Here is a 22061-nt window from a genome sequence, read left to right on the forward strand (position 1 = left end):
CTTACTTTATAACCCACTATACAGAAAAGTCAATATTCTCTTTTACTTCTTCCTTTGAAAGTAAAATATCTCTAGGCTTACTACCATTTTGTTCTGATATGAGCCCGATTTCTTCCATTCTATCTATTAGTCTCGCTGCCCGATTATAACCAATGCTAAATTTTCTTTGTAAAAAGGATGTACTTGCTTTTCCTTCTCCCAAAATAATTTCAATTGCCTCTTGCAAAAGATCATCCTCATTTTCTTCTAAAGATACACTTTGAATTAAATCTTCTTGCTCAAATAAATAATTAGGGGGAGCAAGTTTTTTTACATAGCTTGTCACCCGTTCAATCTCATCGTCAGACACAAAAGCACCTTGTATTCGTTTTGGCTTACCTACCCCATTTTCAACAAAGAGCATGTCGCCTTTACCTAACAGCTTTTCTGCTCCATTGCTATCAATGATTGTTCTTGAATCCACTTGTGAAGATACACTAAAAGCTATTCTTGTTGGTACATTCGCCTTTATTAAACCTGTAATAACATCTACAGAAGGGCGTTGTGTCGCTAACAGCAAATGAATGCCACACGCTCTAGCTTTTTGGGCAATTCTACAAATAGCATCTTCAACATCTTGTGGAGAAGCCATCATTAAGTCTGCTAATTCATCAATAATGATAACGATATAAGGCATTTTTTCTTTCGCCTTTTGATTATAACGTTCAATGTCCCGGACGCCTTCTTCAGCAAAGGTTGTATATCGATTTTCCATTTCATCTACTGCCCACTTTAATGCAGAAGTAGCTGCTTTTACGTCAGTTATGACAGGTGCAACAAGATGTGGAATATGATTATAAGGTGCTAACTCCACCATCTTTGGATCAATTAACAAGAACTTCACATCCTCATAAGAGGCCTTATATAATAAACTAACTAAAATCGTATTAATACAAACACTTTTACCTGATCCAGTTGCACCAGCAATCAAACCGTGAGGCATTTTTTTCAAGTCGGTCACAACAGCTTTTCCTTCTATATCTAAGCCTAACCCTACGGCGAGCTTTGATGGCTGCTGCTTAAAAGAAGAACTTTGTAAAATATCGTGCATTGTTACCATACTAGAAGATAAATTCGGTACTTCAATACCTATCGCATTTTTCCCAGGTATCGGCGCTTCCATTCTTATATCCTTTGCTGCTAAGTTCATCTTAATATCATCCGATAAACTCGTTATTTTACTCACCTTTACTCCTATATCTGGTTGGACCTCAAATCTTGTCACAGTAGGTCCTTTCACTGTTTTAGATACTTTTGCACGAACATTAAAGTGATTTAACGTAGTTTCTAGCCTCTCCGTTTGCTCCTTTAACCATTGTTCGTCATTTGTTTCTTTTTTTGGTAGATCGTCTAAAAGATGTAGAGGAGGCAATGTGTTATTTGTTCCTGTTGTTGATTTATGGTGATATGCTTTTTTATCTCTTGGTGTCATGATGACATTAAATGGAGATAATGATTTGGAATTTCTCTTCTGTACAGCTTCATTTTTGATTTCTTCGTTAAAAGTTTCTGTGTTCTGAGAATCATCAGATAGTAAAAAGGAATTTTCCTCTTCTTCCTCTTCCTTATATGGTTGATCTATTATGCTATCAACTATGTCTTCAGTTGGAATTGTTTCCTTTCTACTTTCTTCTCGGGTCTTATCTGTAACCTTTCTCTTTTGCAGATCAAAAGGAATTATTTTTGAATGTATTTCTTTTTCTGCTATTTCCACTATTTCAGTAAGATGTTGGTCATCAAGCGATTGCTCAAATGAAACATCTGACTGTGGTTGTTGTTTTTTTCTTATGTAAGCTGGAACCTCTGAAATTTCACTGTTATGCAAGCTTCGATTGGTGCTATAACCATAAACAGGCGACGGAACATTTGTTGCGCGAAATGGTTCCTTTTTAGAAGAAGTACTCTCACGTTCTTCTACCTTGCTTTTTCTTCCCTGGTTCCTATTTCGCATCACTCTCGTTTCCTGTCTTTTTGCAATAACAGGCTGTTGTGTCGAATGTTGTTGAGGATATTGAAAAGACATCCTCGTCTGTAAATGTTGAGACCCATTATTTAACCTACTTGAAGCACGATTAACATACGTTGTTTTTTCATTCTTTTCTTCGTTGAACATCTCTTTAATCCATTTTCTAAACCGATTAAACATGGGTGTATCACTCTTTCCTTTTTCAATTCTTCTCGTATAAGGCATCTTATTTTCATTATGATTTGATTAAGGATAAAAATCAATGTTTGTCCAACAATTTACCTTCTATAAAGCAAAAAACCGCTTATAGCGGTTTTTGATTAAAATTCATATGGACTTCCAACCTGATATTTGTCTGATAAAACGAGGATTCCTTTTTCTTTCGGTGCATCTGGTAGTCCAAGTTCCTTTGCCGAACAAATCATTCCTGAAGATGCAACACCTCTTAGCTCAGCATCCTTTATTAACATACCACTAGGCATGATTGCTCCCGGTTTGGCAACGACTACTTTTTGACCAGCTTCAACATTTGGTGCCCCACAAACAATTTGTAATGACTCATCCCCAACGTCAACCTGACAAACACTTAGTTTATCCGCATTTTCATGAGAACTTTTTTCTTTCACATAACCAACAACAAACTTGGGAGAAAGATCAACATTTAATTTTTCCTTTACTCCATTTTTTTCAAATACCTCATGAATTTTTTCTAACCATTCTTCTGTTAAATCAATTTTTTCTACTTCATTTAAAGAAAAATAAGTGGAGGCTTGGAAAATATTATAACCAACTACCTCTTTCGATTCTTTGTCATAAATTTTAGCAATATCACCAACACGATTCACTTTTAAATTGGTTCTGTTTCCCTCTTTTATTGGGATTAATAGTACATCACCAATTCCTTTCTGATTATGAAAAATTTGCATGTCCAAACTCCTTCCTTACTTGTCTTCCTCTTTTTTTCGGTTTTTTGCTAGGATAAAAATTGGCTCTAACCCTTTGTCTTCATATAAAAAGGAAAGGGACGTAATAGGAATTCTGCCATCTGCAAAAAATTGCATCGTCATTTGAGCTAGTACATCATATCCAGTTGGATTTTTAATGTCTGCAAAAATACATACATCTTGATGTGGCACAGCAATAGCCAGTTCCCCCTCGGCATTTGCCTTCATCTCTTCCAACAATGCTTCATTCAGGATTCTACTTGCATCGTATCCGTCATTCGTTGCTACAAAATAAAATGTATTACCTGCAACTTCATCCTTTTTATATGAAATAGGAAGAGATCTGACATTAAACTTGGCTATTTCTGTCACTCTTTCCTTTGACCAGTCTTCCATCTTAAGTAAGTATTCATCAATTAATTTATATGATTTACCTAAGTCTAGTGCATAGTAAATTCTTGTTTCTGCTGTATGCTCACTAAAAATAAGCTTTTTTCCATTCTTTGTTTCTTTCGGAAATGAAGTAGAACGAATAACGGGAAAAATATGCTTTTCCTTTCCAGTCAATTCATGCTTTTCATTCATAATTCGTAGTGCCTCTTCAATATGATTAACGAGTTCATCTAATGCTTCTTCTTTTCTTCTTTCCCATTTTGCAATAACACCTGGAAGGGATATAACCATTCCCATCTTTGTATCTTTCCACTCAATTCTAAAATTGTCTTTTTCTCTATCATATATCGTATTCCAACTTGGATTTGACAATCTTTCTTCCAGCATCTTTTTCATTTTTATGCTTGTCATTTTCATTCATTATTCCTCCCTTACTAGTAGAAGGACAAACCACCTTTATTTTAGCATGAAGGTGTCCAATCACAAAACCCTTGGCTTAAATAACCAAGGGCACTAGCTTGACTACTTTGTTTCCAAAACTTTGCTTTCCACATTATGAAGGAAAGCTTCAATTTCTTCCTTTGTCTTTCTGTTTTTACTTACAAAACGATCCACTACTTCACCATTATGTAAGGCGATAAAGCTAGGTATACCGAATACGTCATAAGCTGCACACACATCAATAAATTTATCTCTATCTACATAAACAAAAGTAAAATCGTTACTAAATTTTTCTTCTACCTCTGGCATAAACGGATCAATGAACGTACAATCTGGGCACCATGCAGCAGAAAATAGTAAAATTACATTTCCCTTATTGTATTCATTTTGTAGTTGAGTTTCTGATTGTAATGAAACCATATTTATTTACCCCCTTCATTTAATGCAAGCTTCATGTCACCATATTTAATCCAATTCATTTTTCGAAGCCATTCTGATAGTATCAAACTAATAATCGCAGGGCCAATTATATGCAACGCTAAAATCAGCATAAAAGTTTCAACAGTTGTTCCCATTGTTTCCAACGTCATCAACTGTCCAACAAAGCCGGAAGTACCCATACCAGCCCCAGCAAAGTTATTTTCCATTTGAAAAACAACAGTAGCAAATGGAGCTAAAATAATTCCTGCAACAGTAGGTGGAATTAAAATAACGGGCTTTCGGATAATATTTCCTATTTGGAGCATAGATGTCCCCACACCTTGTGCAACTAATCCACCAAAACCGTTCTCTCGATAACTACTAACAGCAAAGCCTATCATTTGTGCGGAACAGCCTATTGTTGCCGCACCAGCAGCTAGCCCATCTAATTGAAGCATAATTGCTATCGCAGCACTTGAAATTGGTGCTGTTAAAGCAAGTCCCATAAGAACAGCTACTAAAATCCCCATAATAAAAGGACGCTGTGTTGTTGCCCATTCAATTGTATCTCCAAAACCAGTCATAAAAGAATTAATATAAGGACCCACTAGTGAAGCGATTGTAAAACCAGTAAAAATTGTTACAAAGGGTGTTAAAATAATGTCTAATTTCGTCTCATTGCTAATAAGCTTACCTACTTCAACTGCAAATAAGACGGCTATGTAACTTCCAGCTGGACCGCCTAATTCCGTTCCAAAAGCACCGGCAAAAATAGCAGCAAACATAACTAGTGCAGGGGCTTTAAGTCCGTATGCTATAGCTACACCAATTGCAGCACCATAAATTTTCGGGTCCATTGCAAAGGACCCCATTTCAATGAGAAATTCAAAGTTTTGGGACACTTTTTCTACAAGCTCTTGTCCTAACGTTTTAATGATAAGACCAATGATTAAAGAAGAAAAAAGTCCTAAAGCCATATAACTTAATGCTGTTATGAAATATTCACGTAAGGATAGAGTGACTCCTTTTCTTTGTAAAAAAGCTTTCATTTTACAATTCCTCCTGTTAGACCCAATAAATTATAGGTAAGTATGACCAAATTTTCCAACTTCAATTGTCTTCTTACGAAATTCGTTCTATAATTATTTTTATATACACTATTCTACAAAAATCGTAACATTCTGCAAAAGGGGGGCATTTCGTTGAAATCAATTAAAGGGAAAGTACTGTTTATATTATCCTTATCTTTACTAAGTTTAGCAATTTTAATTATTTTTTCCATTTATTTTTTCAACCAGCAAGCAAAATTAGCTAACGAAATACAAGAAGTACAAACAGCATTTGTTGAAAGTGAAGACCTAAAATACAAAATGCTTAATACACGTTATCAAGAACAGCTCTTTTTAAGTACACCTAGCGAACAACAAGCACAGGCTTTAACGACATCCATTGAATCTGTTAATACCTTTGCCTTACAGTATGCGGAGGAAAATAAGCAATATGAGGACATATCCGCAAGCTTTCAAGCCATTGCAGAAAGTACAGAAGCATATTCTGATCAATTAGTTTCTGTTGTTGGTATGTATAACGTGATGGGATTCACGGAAGAAGAAGGACAAAGGAAAAGCTTAAACGATACATATGAAAATATTTATTCCTCGGTCGTTGAAACGGAGAATGAATACTTAATAAATTTGTTATTGGATATGCGATTAAACGAGACGAAATACATAAATACAAATAACTCGGTTAACTTAACCAAATTTAATGATCTTTTGAAAGAATTCACTAAATCTTTATCAGAACAAAATTTGAGTGAAGAAGAGGCAAGAAAACTTAATTCAGATGTTTTAGGCTATAAGATGACAATGACATCTATCCGCAGTGGATTAACATCTGCACAACAAATAGTAAATGATTTCTCCACTATATCAAGTGAAGTTGAAAGCAAAGTAAGAGAGGTTAACCTTGCAGCCGAGGAATTAAGTAAACAAATGACTGAAGAACAAAAAGCCACACAACAAGTCATTTCCACTTTGTTAATAGTTATAGGATTAGTTGCTCTTTTAATTATTGTAGTGACTGGCTTTATTTTAAACCGTTCTATTAGTAAATCAATCCAAAACTTAAAAAAAGGTGCAGAAAGAATGGGCAGTGGGGATCTTTCATACCGTGTTGAAATTAAAGGTAAGGACGAAATGTCAGAGCTAGCTGTATCCTTTAATAAAATGGCGGACAAAATGCATCAGTCCCTTTTAAAGGTTTTAGAGGCATCCAAGGTATTGGGAGACTCTTCTGGTAAATTAACTGCTATAGCACAACAGACATCGGTTCAAACCACTGAAGTTAGTGAAGCAATAAACCAAGTAGCAATTGGTTCACAAGAGCAAGCAAGTCAAATCGATGAAAGTACAAACTTAATTGATCTTGTAACTGTCGCAATACAAAGAACAGAGAAAGCAAATGAAGAAATAGTAAAAGCATTACAAAATGCTGAAAAAGATAGCCAATCAGGAATTGAAAAAGTATATGGATTAGAAAAAATCTCTTCCTCCTTTATTCAATTAGCGAAACACTTATCTGATGAAGTTAATCAAGCTACAGAACAATCGAAAAAAATTAATAATATTGTATCAACTATTCAAGAAATAGCAGATAGTACTAACTTATTAGCATTGAATGCAGCGATAGAATCAGCAAGAGCTGGTGAACATGGCAGAGGTTTTGCTGTCGTAGCAGATGAAGTAAGAAAACTAGCAGAGCGATCTAAGCAAGAAGCAGAAGAAATATACCAACTCATTAGTAATATGACGAACCAAATGAATTTCCTTTCTAAAGAGGCCGAAAAATTCAACCTCTATCAAAAAGAACAATCAAAATCAGTAGAAGAAACAAAAGATGCTTTTACTAGTATTACTGAGCAAGTCTACAACATGAATGATAAAATGAAAGGCGCCCAAACATCTGTTTCTGAAATTAGTAATGCAAATGAAGACTTAAAACGTAAAATACATGAAATTAGTATTATTTCAGAACAGGCCGTTGCTACAGCTGAGGAAGTTGCTGCATCTAGTGAAAACCAAACAGAGTCGATTGAACAGCTAAGTGGAGCAGCACAAAATTTACATGCATTATCCCAAGAATTAGAGGCAGAAGTAAATGAATTTAAGTTAGATGAAGAAGAAGAGCTAGAAAGTACTGAGGAAATGATGGTAGATTATGATGAAGAAATAGTAGACCATGTAGATGATGTAGAAGATTATCAAGAGGAAAAATTTATAGCTGACGAAGAAGCTGCTTCCGCTTTAGAAGAAAATCAGGATGGGACAAAAGACAAATAGACGAGCCATAATGAAAAATAAGCGTCGCTAATGCGACGCTTATTTTTCATTATTTAATATAGATGAGTTTACAATTTCCATTAAGTCTGAACTTTCTTCCTCTAAATTATCTAAAGTTGTTATCGTTGTTATTTTCACTCCGCCTATACCAACTTGAAGTTCATATTCTTCCTCTTGATGTGGAAAAACAGCAATATAACCAAAACGCTTGTCATCCTCATAGGAGTGTAATAAAAGAGACTCTGGTCTAGCCTTAATGCCTTCAAAAAGATGCTGACTATCTTCACTTTCAAATTGGTTATAGAATAACAGATAATCTTGATCTTCTTTTGCTAAAAAGACATTGTTATTCGAGCTTCCATTTATTTCCATCCCCTCTGGTAAATATATCGATATATCATCTATTTTCTGGTTCGTTTCTAGAGGATCAGCCATAAATGATTTTTCTGCCTCCTCTTTTGCATTTTCCAATGCTTTTTCCTCAGATAAAAAACATCCGCTAAGGAGAAAGATCAAACTCAAACTAAACAGTAGTAATAGGAATTTTTTTACGCCCTTTATTTGCACTATGATTCCACCCCTGATCAATTTATGTCGAAATAGTTCTAATATAATAATACTATGGATATATCATTTGACAAGAGGAAAAACAAAAAGGATGATAATGGTAGTAACGTTTAAGGAGGATATAAATGGAACTAAACGTATATTTAGCAGGACAAATCCATACAGATTGGCGTAATGAAGTAAAAGAAAAAGCAATAGCTAAAGAATTGCCTTTAACATTTTTCGGTCCACAGGAAAATCATGAATTGTCCGATAAAATTGGAGAAGATATTTTAGGAGCTCAGCCCAATAATTTGTTTCGTGATGATGCTGCTTCTAGTATTAATAACTTAAGAACCCAAGTTTTAATGCAAAAGTCTGATATTGTCATTGCATTATTCGGAGAACAATATAAACAATGGAATACAGCCATCGATGCAAGTATGGCACTTACATTAAATAAACCGTTAATCTTAGTAAGACCTGAATCGCTCATTCATCCACTTAAAGAATTATCAAATAGAGCAAATGTTACCGTCGAAACAGTAGATCAAGCTTTAGAGGTAATTGCTTATATTTATCAATAATGCCTAGTAGACATAAAAGAAGCAACCAAATTTAGTTGTTGGTCGCTTCTTCTTTTTGTTTAGAAAATTCATATAATCCCTTCAATACACTAACTACATGGGAGAACATCATTTTTCGATCGACTAACTGATTAGTAAAAACACCTATTGCTCCCTCTTTTTTACGAATTCCTTTTTGTTGTGTAAAAGCATCCATAATATCTCCAAGCTCTTTACCCATTTGTAATTCTTCTGCAACCTCTCTCGGAAGTGGAAAACGAGCTCCACCAGCAGTGAATACATTACCCGATTCATCTACCAATGCTCCCCAGTTACAAAGAAAGTAGCTTTCCCCTATTTCCATAACTCCACCCTCTAAACCAATCCCAATCACTCCTTTTTGAGATTGTGCACACTCACGGGCACGGTTTATTGCCCCCTCCATTGTTTCCTCATCTGAAAAGGGTTGTGAGGAGACCTTAGACTCCACTTCAATACCTTCTACTTCAGCTTCTAAAAATATGTCCTTTACCGCATTGAGCTTAGCTGGATTTAGGGAACCAACCTTAATAATCATGATTTCACCCTTTCCATCAAAAAATAGAGTTAAAGAGCGAAGTTGCCGTTAAACAATCTCCGCTCTTCTTGTTATCCGTTTTTTCTAATTTGGTCTACTGCATTTTGATCTGTCGTTTTAACTAATTTCACGAGTAGTTCTTTCGCTGCGGCATAGTCATCAATATGAATAATCGATGCATGTGTATGAATATATCTTGAGCATATTCCTACTACTGCAGATGGAACACCTTCATTAGAAATGTGAACTCTTCCTGCGTCTGTACCACCTTGTGAGATAAAGTACTGATAAGGAATATTGTTAGATTCTGCCGTATCTAAAATAAAATCACGTATTCCTCTATGTGTAATCATGGAACGGTCAAAAATTCTTAATAGTGCTCCTTTTCCAAGTTGGCCAAATTCTTTATCATCCCCAGCCATGTCATTTGCAGGGGAAGCATCTAGGGCATAAAAAATATCAGGTTTAATCATATTAGCAGCTACTTGTGCTCCTCTTAATCCAACCTCTTCTTGTACTGTTGCACCAGAATAAAGTTCATTAGGAAGATCTACTCCTTGCAATTCTTTTAATAATTCAATGGAGAGACCGCAACCATATCTGTTATCCCAAGCTTTTGCCATAATTTTTTTCTCATTTGCCATTTGTGTAAATGGACAAATAGGCAAAATTTGTTGTCCTGGCTTAATACCAATTTTCTTGGCATCTTCTTCATCATCTGCCCCAATGTCAATAAGCATATTTTTCATATCCATTGGCTTTTTACGTTGTTCTTCTGTTAAGTTATGTGGTGGAATAGATCCAATCACACCAATAACAGGGCCATTATCAGTAATAACTTGCACACGCTGTGCTAATAATACTTGACTCCACCATCCACCTAACGTTTGAAAGCGAAGCATACCATTTTTCGTAATTTGGGTAACCATAAAGCCAACTTCATCCATATGACCTGCAACCATAACTTTCGGGCCATTACCTTTACGAACACCAAAAACGCCACCAAGACGATCTTGTAATACTTCATCTGCATATTTTTCAAGTTCTTGCTTCATAAACTTCCTTACGCCATGTTCATTACCAGGTGCACCAGGTAATTCTGTCAGTGTGCGAAATAAATTAAGTGTCTCATTATTCATTATGTATCATCTCCAATAATTAATCGTCTTTTATTATTTTATCTGATAAATTGAATTGTTTCCAATTATTATTTTCTAAATTTCGTTATTTTAGATATACTAAAATGTAGAAGTAATGTTGGACAGGAGTGATTTGATGCGTTGGAAAGACTTTTCCTTTGGCCTAGGAGTAGGTGCTATCATTGGTTTTATTGCTAGTAAAACAGTCGAAATAAACAATATGCTTTCACCTGAAAAAGTATTAAAGATGACAAAAGAAAAATTTAAACAGCAAGGGCCAATTAATGGATCTTGGATTTACATGAAGCCAGATACGCTTACGAAAGAACATTTTACATATGATGTTTACCACGGAGGTATATCAAGACTTATTAATGGTGAAACGATTCAATATGAATTTTATGTAGATGCTTACACGGGATCCATTATCGAAATAGCCAAAAGAGCTAGTAACGTATAAGAAAGAAGCAGTCCCGAATGAACTCCGTGGGACTGCTTTTCTCTTTCTATTTCAGACTAAATGTATTCGTATCGCTCTCGTTTAACACTTTTCTCTACTTCACCTTTTTCATCAAATAGGATTGCTCGATAATAAGCATCATGATAAAAAGTAAACCAGGCCCGTTTCGAATAACCCCAGTTCATTAACTTTTCTTTTTGATGAACAGATGTGACTGGAAAATCATCATATGCTAAAACCCATAATTTATTTTGATGTGCGTGAGTCGGCATGATATCGGCCATATGAATAAAGCTTTCTTCTCCATCCTCAAACAAGATAATAGCATGCCCATCACTATGTCCACCCGTATGAACCATCTTAAGTCCAGGTACAACCTCTAATTCATTCGAATAGGTTTGAACTTGTGTTTCTATCGGTTTCCAATTATCTTCCCAATATGTATTTTTTGAACGAATATTAGGATGACGCATCTCATTCCACTCTATTTCATTTGCATAAATAACCGCTTTTGGAAAAGTAGAGACCAGTACATCGCCTTGCCATTTTGTTATTCCGCATGCATGATCAAAATGCAGATGAGTCATCAAAATACCATCAATATCACTAGGTGTTAATTGCAATTGATTTAAAGCCTGCTCGACATTTGATTCTTCCAAAACACCAAAATTTCTCTTTTGTTTTTCATTTAATTTATTCTTCCCAATTCCTGTCTCGATTAAAAAATTTTTTCCATCAATTTGAAGTAAAATAGGATCTGTTCTTAATTCGATTTGATTTTTTTCATTAACCGGATATTTTCTACTCCACAGTGCTTTTGGGACTACCCCGAACATAGCTCCACCATCTAGATGTGTTACCCCACCATTTAACCAAGTGAGTTTTGCACGACCAACCTGTAACGTTTCCATTCTCCCCCTCCTTTACATTCAGTCTACCATATTTTTTCTTTAAGGAAATCTGACTCTACACCTGTAGATAGGTTGCCCTAGGCTTGAAAATTTCTCTTCATACTCCGTCATAACATTTAAAGGATCATCTATATTGTTCAAATCTAATGTTACCTCTTCCAAACGCATTCCGTATTGAGAAAAGCTTACGACAGAATACTCGAATAATTGCATATTATCCGTTTTTAACACTATTTCTCCATTAGGCTTCAATATATGTTGATATTGTTCTAAAAAAGTACGATAGGTTAATCGACGCTTTTCATGCCTTGCTTTTGGCCATGGATCAGAAAAATTCAAATAAAGCTTATCAATTTCATTTACCGTGAAAAGTTCCCGTAAATCTTCTGCATTTTCATTCACAAGACGTACATTCGTTACTTCTGTTTCCTTCACTTTTTCTATTGCATTTACAATAACACTTTTTACTTTTTCCATCCCAATAAAGTTAATATCAAGATGTTGTTTAGCCATATTTGCTATAAATTGTCCTTTACCAGAACCAATTTCTAAATGGATTGGGTTTTCATTTTGAAACATATTTTTCCAGCTTCCTTTATGTGAAAAAGGCGAAGTTTCGACAATATGATTATTTTCCTCCATAAAGTCATCAGCCCATGGTTTATTTCTCATTCTCATTTCTTCATCCTCCTAAGCTATATCGTTAATAACATACCATGTTGTGAATAAGATTTAAAGATGAACGCGACACTCTAAAAATGACAAAATAAAAGAGTTGATGATCATCATCAACTCTACATAATCAATTATATTTTATTATGACTGATGCATTTTAACAAATATGCTTTGCAACGTTTCTTCCCACTTAACAGCTTGGGAAAATTCTTTTCTCTTCTGATGCCATTGAATAAAGGTTACAGATTGAGCTATGACATACCAATAGATACGATTCATTAAACTTACATCCATTTGTACACCATATTTTTCAAGCCAGGAGTTCCAATTGGATTCAGGAATATATTTGTGAAGCAACATACCTATATCCATTGCTGGATCAGCTATCATAGCATTATCCCAATCAATTAAATATAGTTGGTTGTCATCAGCTAACAACCAATTATTATGGTTTACATCACAATGACATACTACTTTTCTCTGATTTTGTACAACAGGGAGTTGCTCGGTTAAATATTTTATTGCTTTATGAACATCAATATTTGTTTCTACTTGATTTTGTTCTATTTGGCTTTGACGTAGTTTATTCAATATCATTTCGGGTTCAAGCGGTTTTTTTTCAATTCTCATAAACAAATGAAGAAGTTCAGTTGAATGGTGGATTTTACTTAGTAAAGCTGCTACTCTATCAAACTTCATTTCTAGTGGTTTTAATTCACGCCCCTCTAACCAATGCTGGGCTGTGATAACGTCTCCATTTTCTAAACGTTTCGTCCAAACAAGTTTTGGCACTATTCCTTCAGCAGAAAGAACTGCTAAAAAAGGTGACGAATTTCGTTTTAAAAAGAGTCTTTTTTCTTCTAGTTGTGCGTAATATGCTTCTCCAGTGGATCCACCAGCAGGAGATATAGTCCACTCTTTACCTAATACTTGTTCCAACCCAATTCACCTTCAATTCTTCAAAAACTAATAAAACAATCTATAGAGCGTTTATAGCCTAGAGGCATCAAACCTTGTAAATACTTTACATGTACAAGTAACTGTCAATAATTTGTAATTTTTATTATAACGCAAAATTGCTCGAAAAAGATAAAAATAACATAATTTTTTAGTTATTTAGTAGATTCTTAAAAAATGACATGAATTTAGGTTAACGTATTTAGTAGGGAATTTTCAAGTCTTCTTTTTGGAAATTTAAAATCTATTAATCTGACGGGAGATATTTTCTTTTCTTATCGAGCATGAATGGCAAAATCCAGTATGCCCATCCACTTGATACTTAGAACCACTCTTTATATGGATATCAATGTGTTTTGCTTTAAATAAATGTACTTCCTTTAGTGATGTATGTTTGCCAAAAAAGACAGTAATAAAAAGAAGAAGTACTTTCCACCTAGGGATATTATCTAATACTAATACATAAAAGTAATCACCGTTAATACGAGCTAAAGGAACTATTTTCATTCCACCACCAAAGTAAGGGTGATTAGTAATAGTGACCATCCATGCTTTTTTAAAGGACTTTTTTTGACCATCTGCAATTACATCCATTTCCTTTGTTGTAAAGGAAAATAAGACTTGCAATAAAGCCAACGTGTAACTTAGAGTCCCGAAGTTCCATTTGTTTAATATCCTTTTATAGACCGCTTCATTTGCCCTCTTCGCCACTTCTGCATCAAATCCGAATCCAATGCTATTAGCAAAAAGGACCGCTTTGTTTGTACTTTTATCTTTTAATGCTTGGCCGAACCAATAAGGTTTCCATGATGGATACTGAACAATTTGATTAAATAATAGTTTTTGTTTCTTCTTAGGTAACTTACACCCTCTCGCGAAGTCATTACCCGACCCTGCTGGAATGAAAGCTATTTTCACATCAGGATACTTTTTCACTCCATTCATTACTTCATGGAGTGTTCCATCACCACCAACAATGACTATACAAGTAATACGATTACCAAAAGATTTGGCTACTTGAGCTGCAAGAGCAGTTGCGTGTCCCTCATACTCTGTAAAGAAAGTACGGCTTTCCAATAGGTTATAGCTTTTATCTTTTTTTAGCTTTTCAAAAACCTTTTTCCCTTTTCCCTCTCCTGCATGAACATTCACAATGAATATATACATGACCTAGACTCCTTTAGCCCTGCTTTAAAAAATGGAATCACTATCAACCTGATCCCATTCAGGCCTATGAACGGAAGTTGTTTGACAATGTTTTAATAATGCCTCTCCGGCTTTTAATTGTGTATTTTTAAGTGGGGAAGAAAGCTTTCTTAAACGATGAAACCATTCTTCATATTGCTTTTTTCCAATTAATTTTGTGTTATATGGTTCTGTTTGAATATCCAATTCATTGTTTTTTGACAGAACTACTTTTCTCACTGGAAAATTGATATCGTGCGTTTTCAAGATACTTTTCACGATACTTTCCGATCGTTTTAAGTGAATGAGAGGACTCAACATTTTTGTTTGTATATCATTTTCCTCCATAAACCATGTTCGATCATTTTCAGGGATTATTTTTACGCCGTCACGTTCATTAAGTACTTTTATACACAAAATTTCTAGTGGAGTTATGATGATTATCTCTGATTCTACAGATGCGTTCTTTAACTTAAAAATAGGATAAAACATGACAAGAAAGCTATCAGGAAACCTTTGCAGAAAATATTTTAACAATGAATCCGTTTCATACTTCTTTTCCAAAAAAGAAGTTTCTCGCCATGTACTAGAAGCCCATTTAAGTTGAAAGGGATATAGGTAATCTAAAAAATATAATTTAAGCTCGTCCTCATTGTATGGTAAACGCTCACTTATTTCGTTATGTACTTCGTCAAAAGGATCTATATCCTTTTGACTCTTCTTAGACAACCAATTCTTAAGTGAGAATTTACCCTTCACTTCTTGTTTAGAGTCGATAGAATGGTCTTCTATAGTCCCTTCCAATCTTGTTAATTCCCATTGTTCGATAAGCTTTTGCCAATTCTCTTTTTTCAATCGTAAAAACTGACCAGGATAACGGTAAAAATCCGTCTCATAGCGAGAAATATAATCTTGTAGTTTAATTAATTGTGCCATAAGCTGACACCTCGTTTATTTTAATTTTATAGTGTGTACTGGTTGATATTTAATCGATTGATTTGGATGTATTTCGTACAAATGAAAACAGTTGACTTCCATAATAGGATCTTTAACGTTCGAAACCAAGCCCTTTAATTTGTTTCCTTCTATACGCTTCTGTTCATTACCCCATTTTTTGGCAAGCGTGATGTGTGGGTGATATGGTCGATTCTCCTTTGGAAACATAAGTTGGCTACAAATACCTTCCACTTCTGACTGAAGTCTAGTTAGCTCTGGTGACTTTTCCACTCCCGTCCACATTACTCTGGGTTGAACCTTATGTCCGAAAAACCCTAAGTCACCAATCTTTAATCCAAAAGTGGACGGAAAGCTATTTTGATTTAAGTGTTCTATTAATTGATTTTTCATCTGACTATTAACTGCTCCAAGAAACTTTAATGTAATATGAAAGTCATTTGGATTAGTCCACACTTTATACGAAACATGATTTTGAAGCAGGTTCTGCCACTCTATAAGGAAGTGTTGCATTTTTTCTTGAACAGGAATACCTACAAAATAATGTGGATCACGACTCACAAGAAACATCCTTTCTCTATGTATGTTATCCTTATTTATTATCCCTAACTTTTATGTAGAAATTCCGTATCAATGACTATTAACCTACTATTCTATCAAACGTTTCTTTGTCACAGACAACAAATAGCTTCGCATTGTCCGGTATATCTTCATGTAGCATACGATTTATTCCTAAGTTTTGACCATCAGCTATTAATGTTGCCCCTTCAGCTATTAAGGCATCAAATGCATCTTTATATGTTTTCCACTCTTTTTTTACAGGAACATGGTATAAATCATCACCAAATTTACGTCTTAAGAGCTGTCCAAAAACACCTGAGATTCCCTTCGTAAATGCTGAGCGCACAGCAAGAGAAGAAATCGTTTCATGGGAAAAAATAAAATCATCTACTTTAACATGTTTAAAATTTTTGATATGTTCTTCTTCCATCACTTCCACAATAGTGTGTACATTTGAAGCAATTGCCTCTATAGTTGATGCGATAAGTAAGGTCTTTCCATCAATTAATTTACTATCTTGAATGGAATCATCTGCAAAGATTAAGACTGACATTGCCTCCTTCACATTTGCATTCAGCAATGTTTCCTCTGAAGTAGCATCACCACTAACGTAAAAGATGTTGTCATCTAATATTGGCGCTTTATCCATATCATCAACAATTACGATATCGATTTTGTCCTCTTTCGTGTTCAACATTTCCTTCAATGCATATTTTGCTTTTTTCGACCAACCAATAATGATGTAATGCCCTTTCCCTTTATACACTATCCTTCCCTCCTCTCTTTTTTTACGAAATCCTGATAAAACATCAACAACTTTTCCGATGATAACCCCAATTAAACCTATTCCAACAATGTATAAAAACATTGCTAATATTCTTCCTTCAACTGTTACTGGATAGTAATCCCCATAACCTACCGTTGTTACAGTAGTCATTACCCACCATAGTCCATCAAACCAATGGGGAAATGTTTCAGGTTCAAATTTGGTTATGAAATAGGTACTAAAAAAAATAAGTAGTAGGCTTGTCGTTAATAAAAGACGAGTATTTACTTTAATCATTTTTAAAAATATTTTTCTTAAAATAATCACCTTTTACCTCCTTTCATTAAGTGTAAGAGAAATTTTTACAAATTTTTTGTAAAAAACACGAAATATTTCTTAATTTTGGTATAATAATATAGTAAACGGACATCTTCAATGTTTCATACACCACGGTCAAATGAAAATTTCTAAGGAGTGGTTTTTTGAATCGTTCAACCTCCCGAATGCTAGTAAGAGTAAAAGCTGTCTACTTATACATCAAAGAAAAAGGGACAGTATCGACTACTGAGGTAGCAGAGGAGTTTGGTATTACAGACAGAACAGTTCAAAGGGACTTGAATGTGTTAGAGCATAATGGACTTGTTGAAAGTCCAAATCGTGGCCAATGGACAACTACAGGTAAAAAAGTGAAAATTTCATAAGGGTGTTAAGTAGTTTTATTGGACCCCGGTTAAGATTACCCGAGGTTCTTTTTTTGTGCTTTTTAAGGCCTTAAAGTATTTAGCTCTTCATCTGTTAAATAGCGATACTCACCAAGTTTAAGGGATGGATCTAAAGAAAGGGTTCCCATTTGTAGTCGTTTTAGTTTCTGCACTTTTTTCCCAACAGAAAGGAACATTCTTTTTACTTGATGAAACTTCCCTTCTGTAATGGTAAGTTCAATTTCAGAAATAGAATCACTTTTTAGTATTTTTAATTTACCGGGTTTGGTTACATAGCCATCCTCTAATGTGACGCCTCTTGCAAAAGCTTCTACATCTTCCTCTGTTACCTTACCATCAATTTCTGCCCAGTATACCTTCTCTACCTTCTTTTTAGGTGCTAGTAGCTCATGTGCTAACTGACCATCATTCGTTAATAATAATAAACCCTCAGTATCCTTATCTAATCTCCCAACAGGAAAAGGATCAAACATTCGATCCTCTTCTGTTAGTAGATCAACAACACATCGTTCCTTGTTATCTTCCGTAGCAGAAATATAACCCATTGGTTTATTTAACATCATATAGATATATTCTTGATAATTTACTATTTCACCTTTTATCGTTACTGTTTCTTTATCTAAATTGACATGTATACTCCCATCTTTGACGGGGGCACCATCTATTTGGACAATACCTTGTTTTAAAAGCTTTTTAACTTCTTTACGACTTCCATGTCCTGTATTAGCTAATAGTTTATCAAGTCGCATTTATACACCTCTCCTAACGGAATATACGTCCTAAAACCCTTACTCGATTTCCTAAAACTCTTTCTAATAGCGTAGACTTATAACTGATCCACAAATAAAAATAACCACCAATTCCTGCACTTACAAATAAAACTATTACGGAAGAAAATCTCGTGACTTCATCAAAAATAAATGCGTTAAAAATCCATTTAACTACAAAGACTAGGATTGTCATACCAATGGTAAAAATGAAAATTAACATCGCACGCTTTACTAATGGTTTATAGGATATAGAAGTTGTTTTTTTAATTTTCCAAAGGTTTAATAGTGAAGCTGTTAATACGGCAAGTCCTGTTGCAAAAACAGCACCCTTTGCTTCAAATATTAGAATAAAAGGTATGTTACATACTACTTTAAGTAATAAACCCACTCCCAGACTAATAAGAGCAAAATTCTGTTTGTTTAATCCTTGTAAAATAGAAGCAGTCACAGTAAATAACCCATAAAATAATGCTACTGGTGCATACCAACTTAACAATGGTGCTGCTACTGGTAAGTCTTCAACTCCATAAAAGCTTCCATATGCTTCTTTGGAAAGAAGGGTAAGGCCTACTACAGCAGGAATAGTAATTAACACAATAATTTGTAAAGCCTGATTAATTTGTTGAATGTACAATTCTTTCTTTTTTTCCGTAAAGGATTTTGTAATAATTGGTAAAAGGGCTAACGATAAACCAGTTGCTAATGTAACTGGAATAATCACTAATTTATGTCCTAATAGTACAATAACAGATAAAGCAACATCTTTTATTTGAATTAAACCTATAGAGACCATTGCATTTGGAAATGTAAATTGATCAATTAATTGGTAAATCGGAATAGCAATCCCTACCAAGACAAAGGGTCCAGCATACCCTAACAATTCTCGGTACATTTCTTTTGGCGAAAGATTAGATGTTTTTTTCTGTAGCTTTAATTGTTTATCTAAATAAGGTTTCCTTATTTTCCAATAGTATCCTAAAACAAATAATGAACCTAATGCACCAACAAAAGCAGCAAATGTAGCCATCCCTACAGCATTTGTAGTCGTTGAACCTACAACTTTTACTAGTATAAACACACTACCTAACAAAAATATAATTCTTATAATTTGTTCCAAAACTTGTGAAACGGCAGTAGGTCCCATAGAACCGTAACCTTGGAAGAAGCCACGAATAATACTCATTGCAGGAATAATAATTAGTGCAAAGCTAACCATTTGGATAACAAATTTAACGTCATCCAGTGTATAGTTTACTTCTTCTTTTGTGGTGAAGCCTTTTGCAATTAATTCGGCACTGAAAAATAATAATAAAAATGCTACAATACCAGTAAATAGCATTACTATACTTGCCGATTTAAACATTCTTCGACCAGTTTCGTAATCACCTAGCGCATTATACTTAGAAACAAATTTAGACATTGCTAAAGGAATACCCATTGTGGATATACTAATTAAAATCATATATGGATTATATGCAAATGCATAAAGTGCAGCACCAGTAGACCCCACTAATGCCTCAAAAGGGATAACGTAAATGATCCCTAAAATTTTCGATAAAAAAGTAGCACCAGTTAACAGCATTGTGCCTCTTAAAATATTGGACATGTCTTCACCTGCGTCTATTTTTATGATTATAAGATACATTTTATCATATATGCACTAGGAACTGCTTGCTATTTAAACAGAAAGGAATGTAATAATATTGAGTTACGATGTTGCAATCATAGGAGGCGGACCATCAGGATTAATGGCTGCTATTACCGCAAGTAGAAATGGAGCTAAAACCATTTTAATCGATAAAGGAGACAAATTAGGGAGAAAGTTAGCTATTTCCGGGGGAGGAAGGTGTAACGTAACAAATATACTTCCAGAAGATGAACTAATTAATCACATCCCTGGAAATGGACGTTTTTTGTATAGCGCTTTTTCTATATTTAATAATGAAAGCATTATTGCCTTTTTTGAAAATTTAGGGGTTCAACTAAAAGAAGAAGATAAGGGTAGGATGTTCCCTGTTAGTAACTCAGCAAAACAAGTCGTGCAAGTTTTGTTAGATCAATTAGAGAAGTTAAAAGTGAAGATAATGACAAACTCTCCTGTTAAGGCCATTCACTTTGAAAATCAGTCACACGACATAATACTCGAAAATGGGAATAAAATTAGCTCAAAGGCTGTCATATTAGCAGTTGGCGGGAAGTCCGTTCCCCAAACTGGTAGTACTGGGGATGGATACGCTTGGGCTAAAAAAGCCGGACATACCATTACCGACCTATATCCAACAGAAGTACCGTTGACATCCAAAGAGACTTTTATTCAAGATAGAACGTTGCAGGGATTATCTTTACGTGATATTGGTTTAACTGTTCATAATCCTAAAGGAAAAGCGATTAAAACTCACAGATGGGACATTATATTTACTCATCAAGGTATATCCGGCCCAGCTGCACTTAGATTGAGTCAATATGTAGTAAAGGCCTTAAAGAAATTTAAAACAAAAGAAATATTAGTTAGTATAGATAGTTTTCCAGATAAAAATGAAGAAGAAATATTTCAAATGTTATTAGCATTAGCCAAGGAAAATTCAAAGAAAGCTATAAAAACTGTATGGAAGGGTATAGTTCCAGAAAGATATCTGCAATTCTTACTACATCGTACGGATATTAAAATAGATGAGACATATGATCATCTTCTTAAGCAAGAAGTTCGCAAATTGGCCAACCTGTTAAAAGCATTTCCAATACAAATAGATGGTACATTATCAATCGAAAAGGCATTTATTACTGGTGGTGGAGTCTCCTTAAAGGAAATTGTTCCAAATGAAATGGCTTCGAAATTAATGAAAGGTCTCTATTTTTGTGGGGAAATTTTAGATATTCACGGTTATACTGGTGGTTTTAACATAACTGCTGCTTTTTCTACAGGTCATGTAGCTGGGAAAAGTGCAGCTCGCTACTCGAAGTCCTTTTAGTTTAAATCGGATATGATAAGACACATTTTTTCATTCTTTCTCTTTTTAGAAATTAACATAAAAAACATCTCCAAATCGAAGAACCTATTAGATTTGGGGATGTTTTTTACTTTTATTCAGCTATACTTTTTTCTAGTGCCGAGTCCCAGTTCGGAAAATAGTGAAGTGCGCTTCTCATTAATTGCGGGTTATTTTTTTTGACCCACTTTTTGTTTAACTTCCCTCCATTTTGATTCAGTAACCTTATTTGTTGAAGAACTTCCTCAGAACTCATGTTTACTTCCATTAACATTCCTCCTTTTGAAATTTAATAATATAATTAACATAAAATTACAATATATTCATTAAATTACAAATTTGATTTAAATTTAAATATTCAAAAAACTATGTATAAATATTTATGAATTAAAAAAAGCCAAGAAGAAAAATTTCTTCTTGGCTTTTTGCCCAGCAGCGTCCTACTCTCGCAGGGGAAGAACCCCAACTACCATCGGCGCTGGAGAGCTTAACTTCTGTGTTCGGAATGGGTACAGGTGTGACCTCTCCGCCATCGCCACTGGACTTACAGGATGTAAGTCGTTCTAAATAGAACGTCCTTAATCCTACATATGAAGCTGTTCTAAACACCTTCAAAACTAGATAAGAATTGGAAACAAGATCAAGCATGTGTGTGGTTTAAAGATTTAAGTTAAGTCCTCGATTGATTAGTATCCGTCAGCTGCACGTGTCACCACGCTTCCACCTCGGACCTATCTACCT

The 22061-nt window shown here is 34.6% G+C and carries 23 protein-coding genes and 1 rRNA gene; 5 read left to right on the forward strand and 19 right to left on the reverse strand.

Annotation, left to right across the window (positions count from 1 at the left end):
* Nucleotides 1-16: 16 nt before the first annotated feature.
* The 5 genes from HNQ94_RS02880 to HNQ94_RS02900 form a co-directional block, all read right to left on the reverse strand.
* A complete protein-coding gene (locus HNQ94_RS02880) occupies nt 17-2185 on the reverse strand; it encodes a DNA translocase FtsK (protein WP_174494309.1) in 2169 nt (722 codons plus the stop codon).
* A 140-nt stretch (nt 2186-2325) separates the two neighbouring features.
* Entirely contained in the window at nt 2326-2931 is a 606-nt protein-coding gene (gene ytpR, locus HNQ94_RS02885) for a YtpR family tRNA-binding protein (protein ID WP_174494308.1), read from the reverse strand.
* Nucleotides 2932-2946: 15 nt separating this feature from the next.
* Nucleotides 2947-3759 (reverse strand): DUF1444 domain-containing protein, encoded by an 813-nt coding sequence (locus tag HNQ94_RS02890; RefSeq protein WP_174494307.1) that lies wholly within the window; start codon nt 3757-3759, stop codon nt 2947-2949.
* 105 nt (nt 3760-3864) lie between these two features.
* Nucleotides 3865-4203 carry a thioredoxin family protein gene (locus tag HNQ94_RS02895; protein ID WP_174494306.1) on the reverse strand — a complete coding sequence of 113 codons (339 nt, stop codon included), beginning with the start codon at nt 4201-4203 and terminating at the stop codon, nt 3865-3867.
* Between the two features lie 2 nt (nt 4204-4205).
* Nucleotides 4206-5252 carry a PTS sugar transporter subunit IIC gene (locus tag HNQ94_RS02900; protein WP_174494305.1) on the reverse strand — a complete coding sequence of 349 codons (1047 nt, stop codon included), beginning with the start codon at nt 5250-5252 and terminating at the stop codon, nt 4206-4208.
* Between the two features lie 153 nt (nt 5253-5405).
* Here HNQ94_RS02900 and HNQ94_RS02905 point away from each other — a divergent pair, with 153 nt between their 5' ends.
* Nucleotides 5406-7544, forward strand: coding sequence for a methyl-accepting chemotaxis protein (locus HNQ94_RS02905; RefSeq protein WP_174494304.1), 2139 nt, complete (start codon nt 5406-5408; stop codon nt 7542-7544).
* Between the two features lie 39 nt (nt 7545-7583).
* Here HNQ94_RS02905 and HNQ94_RS02910 read toward each other — a convergent pair whose 3' ends face one another.
* Complete coding sequence (locus HNQ94_RS02910) at nt 7584-8111, reverse strand: hypothetical protein (protein WP_174494303.1); 528 nt, start codon at nt 8109-8111, stop codon at nt 7584-7586.
* A 125-nt stretch (nt 8112-8236) separates the two neighbouring features.
* Between HNQ94_RS02910 and HNQ94_RS02915 the strand changes: the two genes are divergently transcribed.
* Nucleotides 8237-8677, forward strand: a complete 441-nt coding sequence (locus tag HNQ94_RS02915) for a YtoQ family protein (RefSeq protein ID WP_174494302.1) — start codon at nt 8237-8239, stop codon at nt 8675-8677.
* 31 nt (nt 8678-8708) lie between these two features.
* On the opposite strand, the gene HNQ94_RS02920 is transcribed toward HNQ94_RS02915, so the two are convergent.
* The gene (locus HNQ94_RS02920) at nt 8709-9233 is read right to left on the reverse strand and encodes a DUF84 family protein (RefSeq protein ID WP_174494301.1); all 525 of its coding nucleotides are present in this window, start codon (nt 9231-9233) and stop codon (nt 8709-8711) included.
* A gap of 71 nt (nt 9234-9304) precedes the next feature.
* Nucleotides 9305-10372, reverse strand: a complete 1068-nt coding sequence (locus HNQ94_RS02925; protein WP_174494300.1) for a M42 family metallopeptidase — start codon at nt 10370-10372, stop codon at nt 9305-9307.
* A gap of 136 nt (nt 10373-10508) precedes the next feature.
* Between HNQ94_RS02925 and HNQ94_RS02930 the strand changes: the two genes are divergently transcribed.
* On the forward strand, nt 10509-10832 hold the full coding sequence (locus HNQ94_RS02930; RefSeq protein ID WP_174494299.1) for a PepSY domain-containing protein: 324 nt from the start codon (nt 10509-10511) through the stop codon (nt 10830-10832).
* A gap of 56 nt (nt 10833-10888) precedes the next feature.
* On the opposite strand, the gene HNQ94_RS02935 is transcribed toward HNQ94_RS02930, so the two are convergent.
* The 7 genes from HNQ94_RS02935 to HNQ94_RS02965 form a co-directional block, all read right to left on the reverse strand.
* Nucleotides 10889-11743 carry a YtnP family quorum-quenching lactonase gene (locus HNQ94_RS02935; RefSeq protein WP_174494298.1) on the reverse strand — a complete coding sequence of 285 codons (855 nt, stop codon included), beginning with the start codon at nt 11741-11743 and terminating at the stop codon, nt 10889-10891.
* A gap of 39 nt (nt 11744-11782) precedes the next feature.
* Entirely contained in the window at nt 11783-12421 is a 639-nt protein-coding gene (gene trmB / locus HNQ94_RS02940) for a tRNA (guanosine(46)-N7)-methyltransferase TrmB (protein WP_174494297.1), read from the reverse strand.
* 138 nt (nt 12422-12559) lie between these two features.
* Nucleotides 12560-13357 carry a phosphotransferase family protein gene (locus HNQ94_RS02945; RefSeq protein WP_174494296.1) on the reverse strand — a complete coding sequence of 266 codons (798 nt, stop codon included), beginning with the start codon at nt 13355-13357 and terminating at the stop codon, nt 12560-12562.
* Between the two features lie 255 nt (nt 13358-13612).
* Entirely contained in the window at nt 13613-14542 is a 930-nt protein-coding gene (locus HNQ94_RS02950; protein WP_174494295.1) for a diacylglycerol/lipid kinase family protein, read from the reverse strand.
* Between the two features lie 24 nt (nt 14543-14566).
* Nucleotides 14567-15496, reverse strand: a complete 930-nt coding sequence (locus HNQ94_RS02955) for a nuclease-related domain-containing protein (protein ID WP_174494294.1) — start codon at nt 15494-15496, stop codon at nt 14567-14569.
* A gap of 15 nt (nt 15497-15511) precedes the next feature.
* Entirely contained in the window at nt 15512-16075 is a 564-nt protein-coding gene (thpR, locus tag HNQ94_RS02960) for an RNA 2',3'-cyclic phosphodiesterase (protein WP_174494293.1), read from the reverse strand.
* A 79-nt stretch (nt 16076-16154) separates the two neighbouring features.
* Nucleotides 16155-17168, reverse strand: a complete 1014-nt coding sequence (locus tag HNQ94_RS02965; protein WP_174494292.1) for a potassium channel family protein — start codon at nt 17166-17168, stop codon at nt 16155-16157.
* Between the two features lie 155 nt (nt 17169-17323).
* Here HNQ94_RS02965 and HNQ94_RS02970 point away from each other — a divergent pair, with 155 nt between their 5' ends.
* The gene (locus tag HNQ94_RS02970; protein ID WP_174494291.1) at nt 17324-17542 is read left to right on the forward strand and encodes a DeoR family transcriptional regulator; all 219 of its coding nucleotides are present in this window, start codon (nt 17324-17326) and stop codon (nt 17540-17542) included.
* 62 nt (nt 17543-17604) lie between these two features.
* On the opposite strand, the gene HNQ94_RS02975 is transcribed toward HNQ94_RS02970, so the two are convergent.
* Together HNQ94_RS02975 and HNQ94_RS02980 are read right to left on the reverse strand one after the other, a co-directional pair.
* Nucleotides 17605-18312 (reverse strand): pseudouridine synthase, encoded by a 708-nt coding sequence (locus HNQ94_RS02975; protein ID WP_174494290.1) that lies wholly within the window; start codon nt 18310-18312, stop codon nt 17605-17607.
* A gap of 13 nt (nt 18313-18325) precedes the next feature.
* Nucleotides 18326-19939: a putative polysaccharide biosynthesis protein gene (locus HNQ94_RS02980; protein WP_174494289.1), complete on the reverse strand. Its 1614-nt coding sequence runs from the start codon at nt 19937-19939 to the stop codon at nt 18326-18328.
* A gap of 97 nt (nt 19940-20036) precedes the next feature.
* Between HNQ94_RS02980 and HNQ94_RS02985 the strand changes: the two genes are divergently transcribed.
* Nucleotides 20037-21302, forward strand: coding sequence for a BaiN/RdsA family NAD(P)/FAD-dependent oxidoreductase (locus HNQ94_RS02985; protein ID WP_174494288.1), 1266 nt, complete (start codon nt 20037-20039; stop codon nt 21300-21302).
* A gap of 112 nt (nt 21303-21414) precedes the next feature.
* Here HNQ94_RS02985 and HNQ94_RS02990 read toward each other — a convergent pair whose 3' ends face one another.
* Both HNQ94_RS02990 and rrf read right to left on the reverse strand, forming a co-directional pair.
* Nucleotides 21415-21588, reverse strand: a complete 174-nt coding sequence (locus tag HNQ94_RS02990; protein ID WP_174494287.1) for a hypothetical protein — start codon at nt 21586-21588, stop codon at nt 21415-21417.
* 159 nt (nt 21589-21747) lie between these two features.
* Nucleotides 21748-21863: ribosomal RNA gene (gene rrf, locus HNQ94_RS02995) — 5S ribosomal RNA — on the reverse strand.
* Nucleotides 21864-22061: the final 198 nt, after the last annotated feature.

Origin of the sequence: Salirhabdus euzebyi (assembly GCF_014207435.1) — a bacterium.
Taxonomy (GTDB): Bacteria; Bacillota; Bacilli; order Bacillales; family Alkalibacillaceae; genus Salirhabdus; species Salirhabdus euzebyi.

Excerpts from the sequence above, each read along its gene's own strand:
- HNQ94_RS02880 (WP_174494309.1), bottom strand. The coding sequence starts at position 2,185 with ATGTTTAATCGGTTTAGAAAATGGATTAAAGAGATGTTCAACGAAGAA.
- ytpR (WP_174494308.1), bottom strand. The coding sequence starts at position 2,931 with ATGCAAATTTTTCATAATCAGAAAGGAATTGGTGATGTACTATTAATC.
- HNQ94_RS02890 (WP_174494307.1), bottom strand. The coding sequence starts at position 3,759 with ATGAAAATGACAAGCATAAAAATGAAAAAGATGCTGGAAGAAAGATTG.
- HNQ94_RS02895 (WP_174494306.1), bottom strand. The coding sequence starts at position 4,203 with ATGGTTTCATTACAATCAGAAACTCAACTACAAAATGAATACAATAAG.
- HNQ94_RS02900 (WP_174494305.1), bottom strand. The coding sequence starts at position 5,252 with ATGAAAGCTTTTTTACAAAGAAAAGGAGTCACTCTATCCTTACGTGAA.
- HNQ94_RS02915 (WP_174494302.1), top strand. The coding sequence starts at position 8,237 with ATGGAACTAAACGTATATTTAGCAGGACAAATCCATACAGATTGGCGT.
- HNQ94_RS02920 (WP_174494301.1), bottom strand. The coding sequence starts at position 9,233 with ATGATTATTAAGGTTGGTTCCCTAAATCCAGCTAAGCTCAATGCGGTA.
- HNQ94_RS02925 (WP_174494300.1), bottom strand. The coding sequence starts at position 10,372 with ATGAATAATGAGACACTTAATTTATTTCGCACACTGACAGAATTACCT.
- HNQ94_RS02930 (WP_174494299.1), top strand. The coding sequence starts at position 10,509 with ATGCGTTGGAAAGACTTTTCCTTTGGCCTAGGAGTAGGTGCTATCATT.
- HNQ94_RS02935 (WP_174494298.1), bottom strand. The coding sequence starts at position 11,743 with ATGGAAACGTTACAGGTTGGTCGTGCAAAACTCACTTGGTTAAATGGT.
- trmB (WP_174494297.1), bottom strand. The coding sequence starts at position 12,421 with ATGAGAATGAGAAATAAACCATGGGCTGATGACTTTATGGAGGAAAAT.
- HNQ94_RS02950 (WP_174494295.1), bottom strand. The coding sequence starts at position 14,542 with ATGTATATATTCATTGTGAATGTTCATGCAGGAGAGGGAAAAGGGAAA.
- HNQ94_RS02955 (WP_174494294.1), bottom strand. The coding sequence starts at position 15,496 with ATGGCACAATTAATTAAACTACAAGATTATATTTCTCGCTATGAGACG.
- HNQ94_RS02975 (WP_174494290.1), bottom strand. The coding sequence starts at position 18,312 with ATGCGACTTGATAAACTATTAGCTAATACAGGACATGGAAGTCGTAAA.
- HNQ94_RS02980 (WP_174494289.1), bottom strand. The coding sequence starts at position 19,939 with ATGTCCAATATTTTAAGAGGCACAATGCTGTTAACTGGTGCTACTTTT.
- HNQ94_RS02990 (WP_174494287.1), bottom strand. The coding sequence starts at position 21,588 with ATGGAAGTAAACATGAGTTCTGAGGAAGTTCTTCAACAAATAAGGTTA.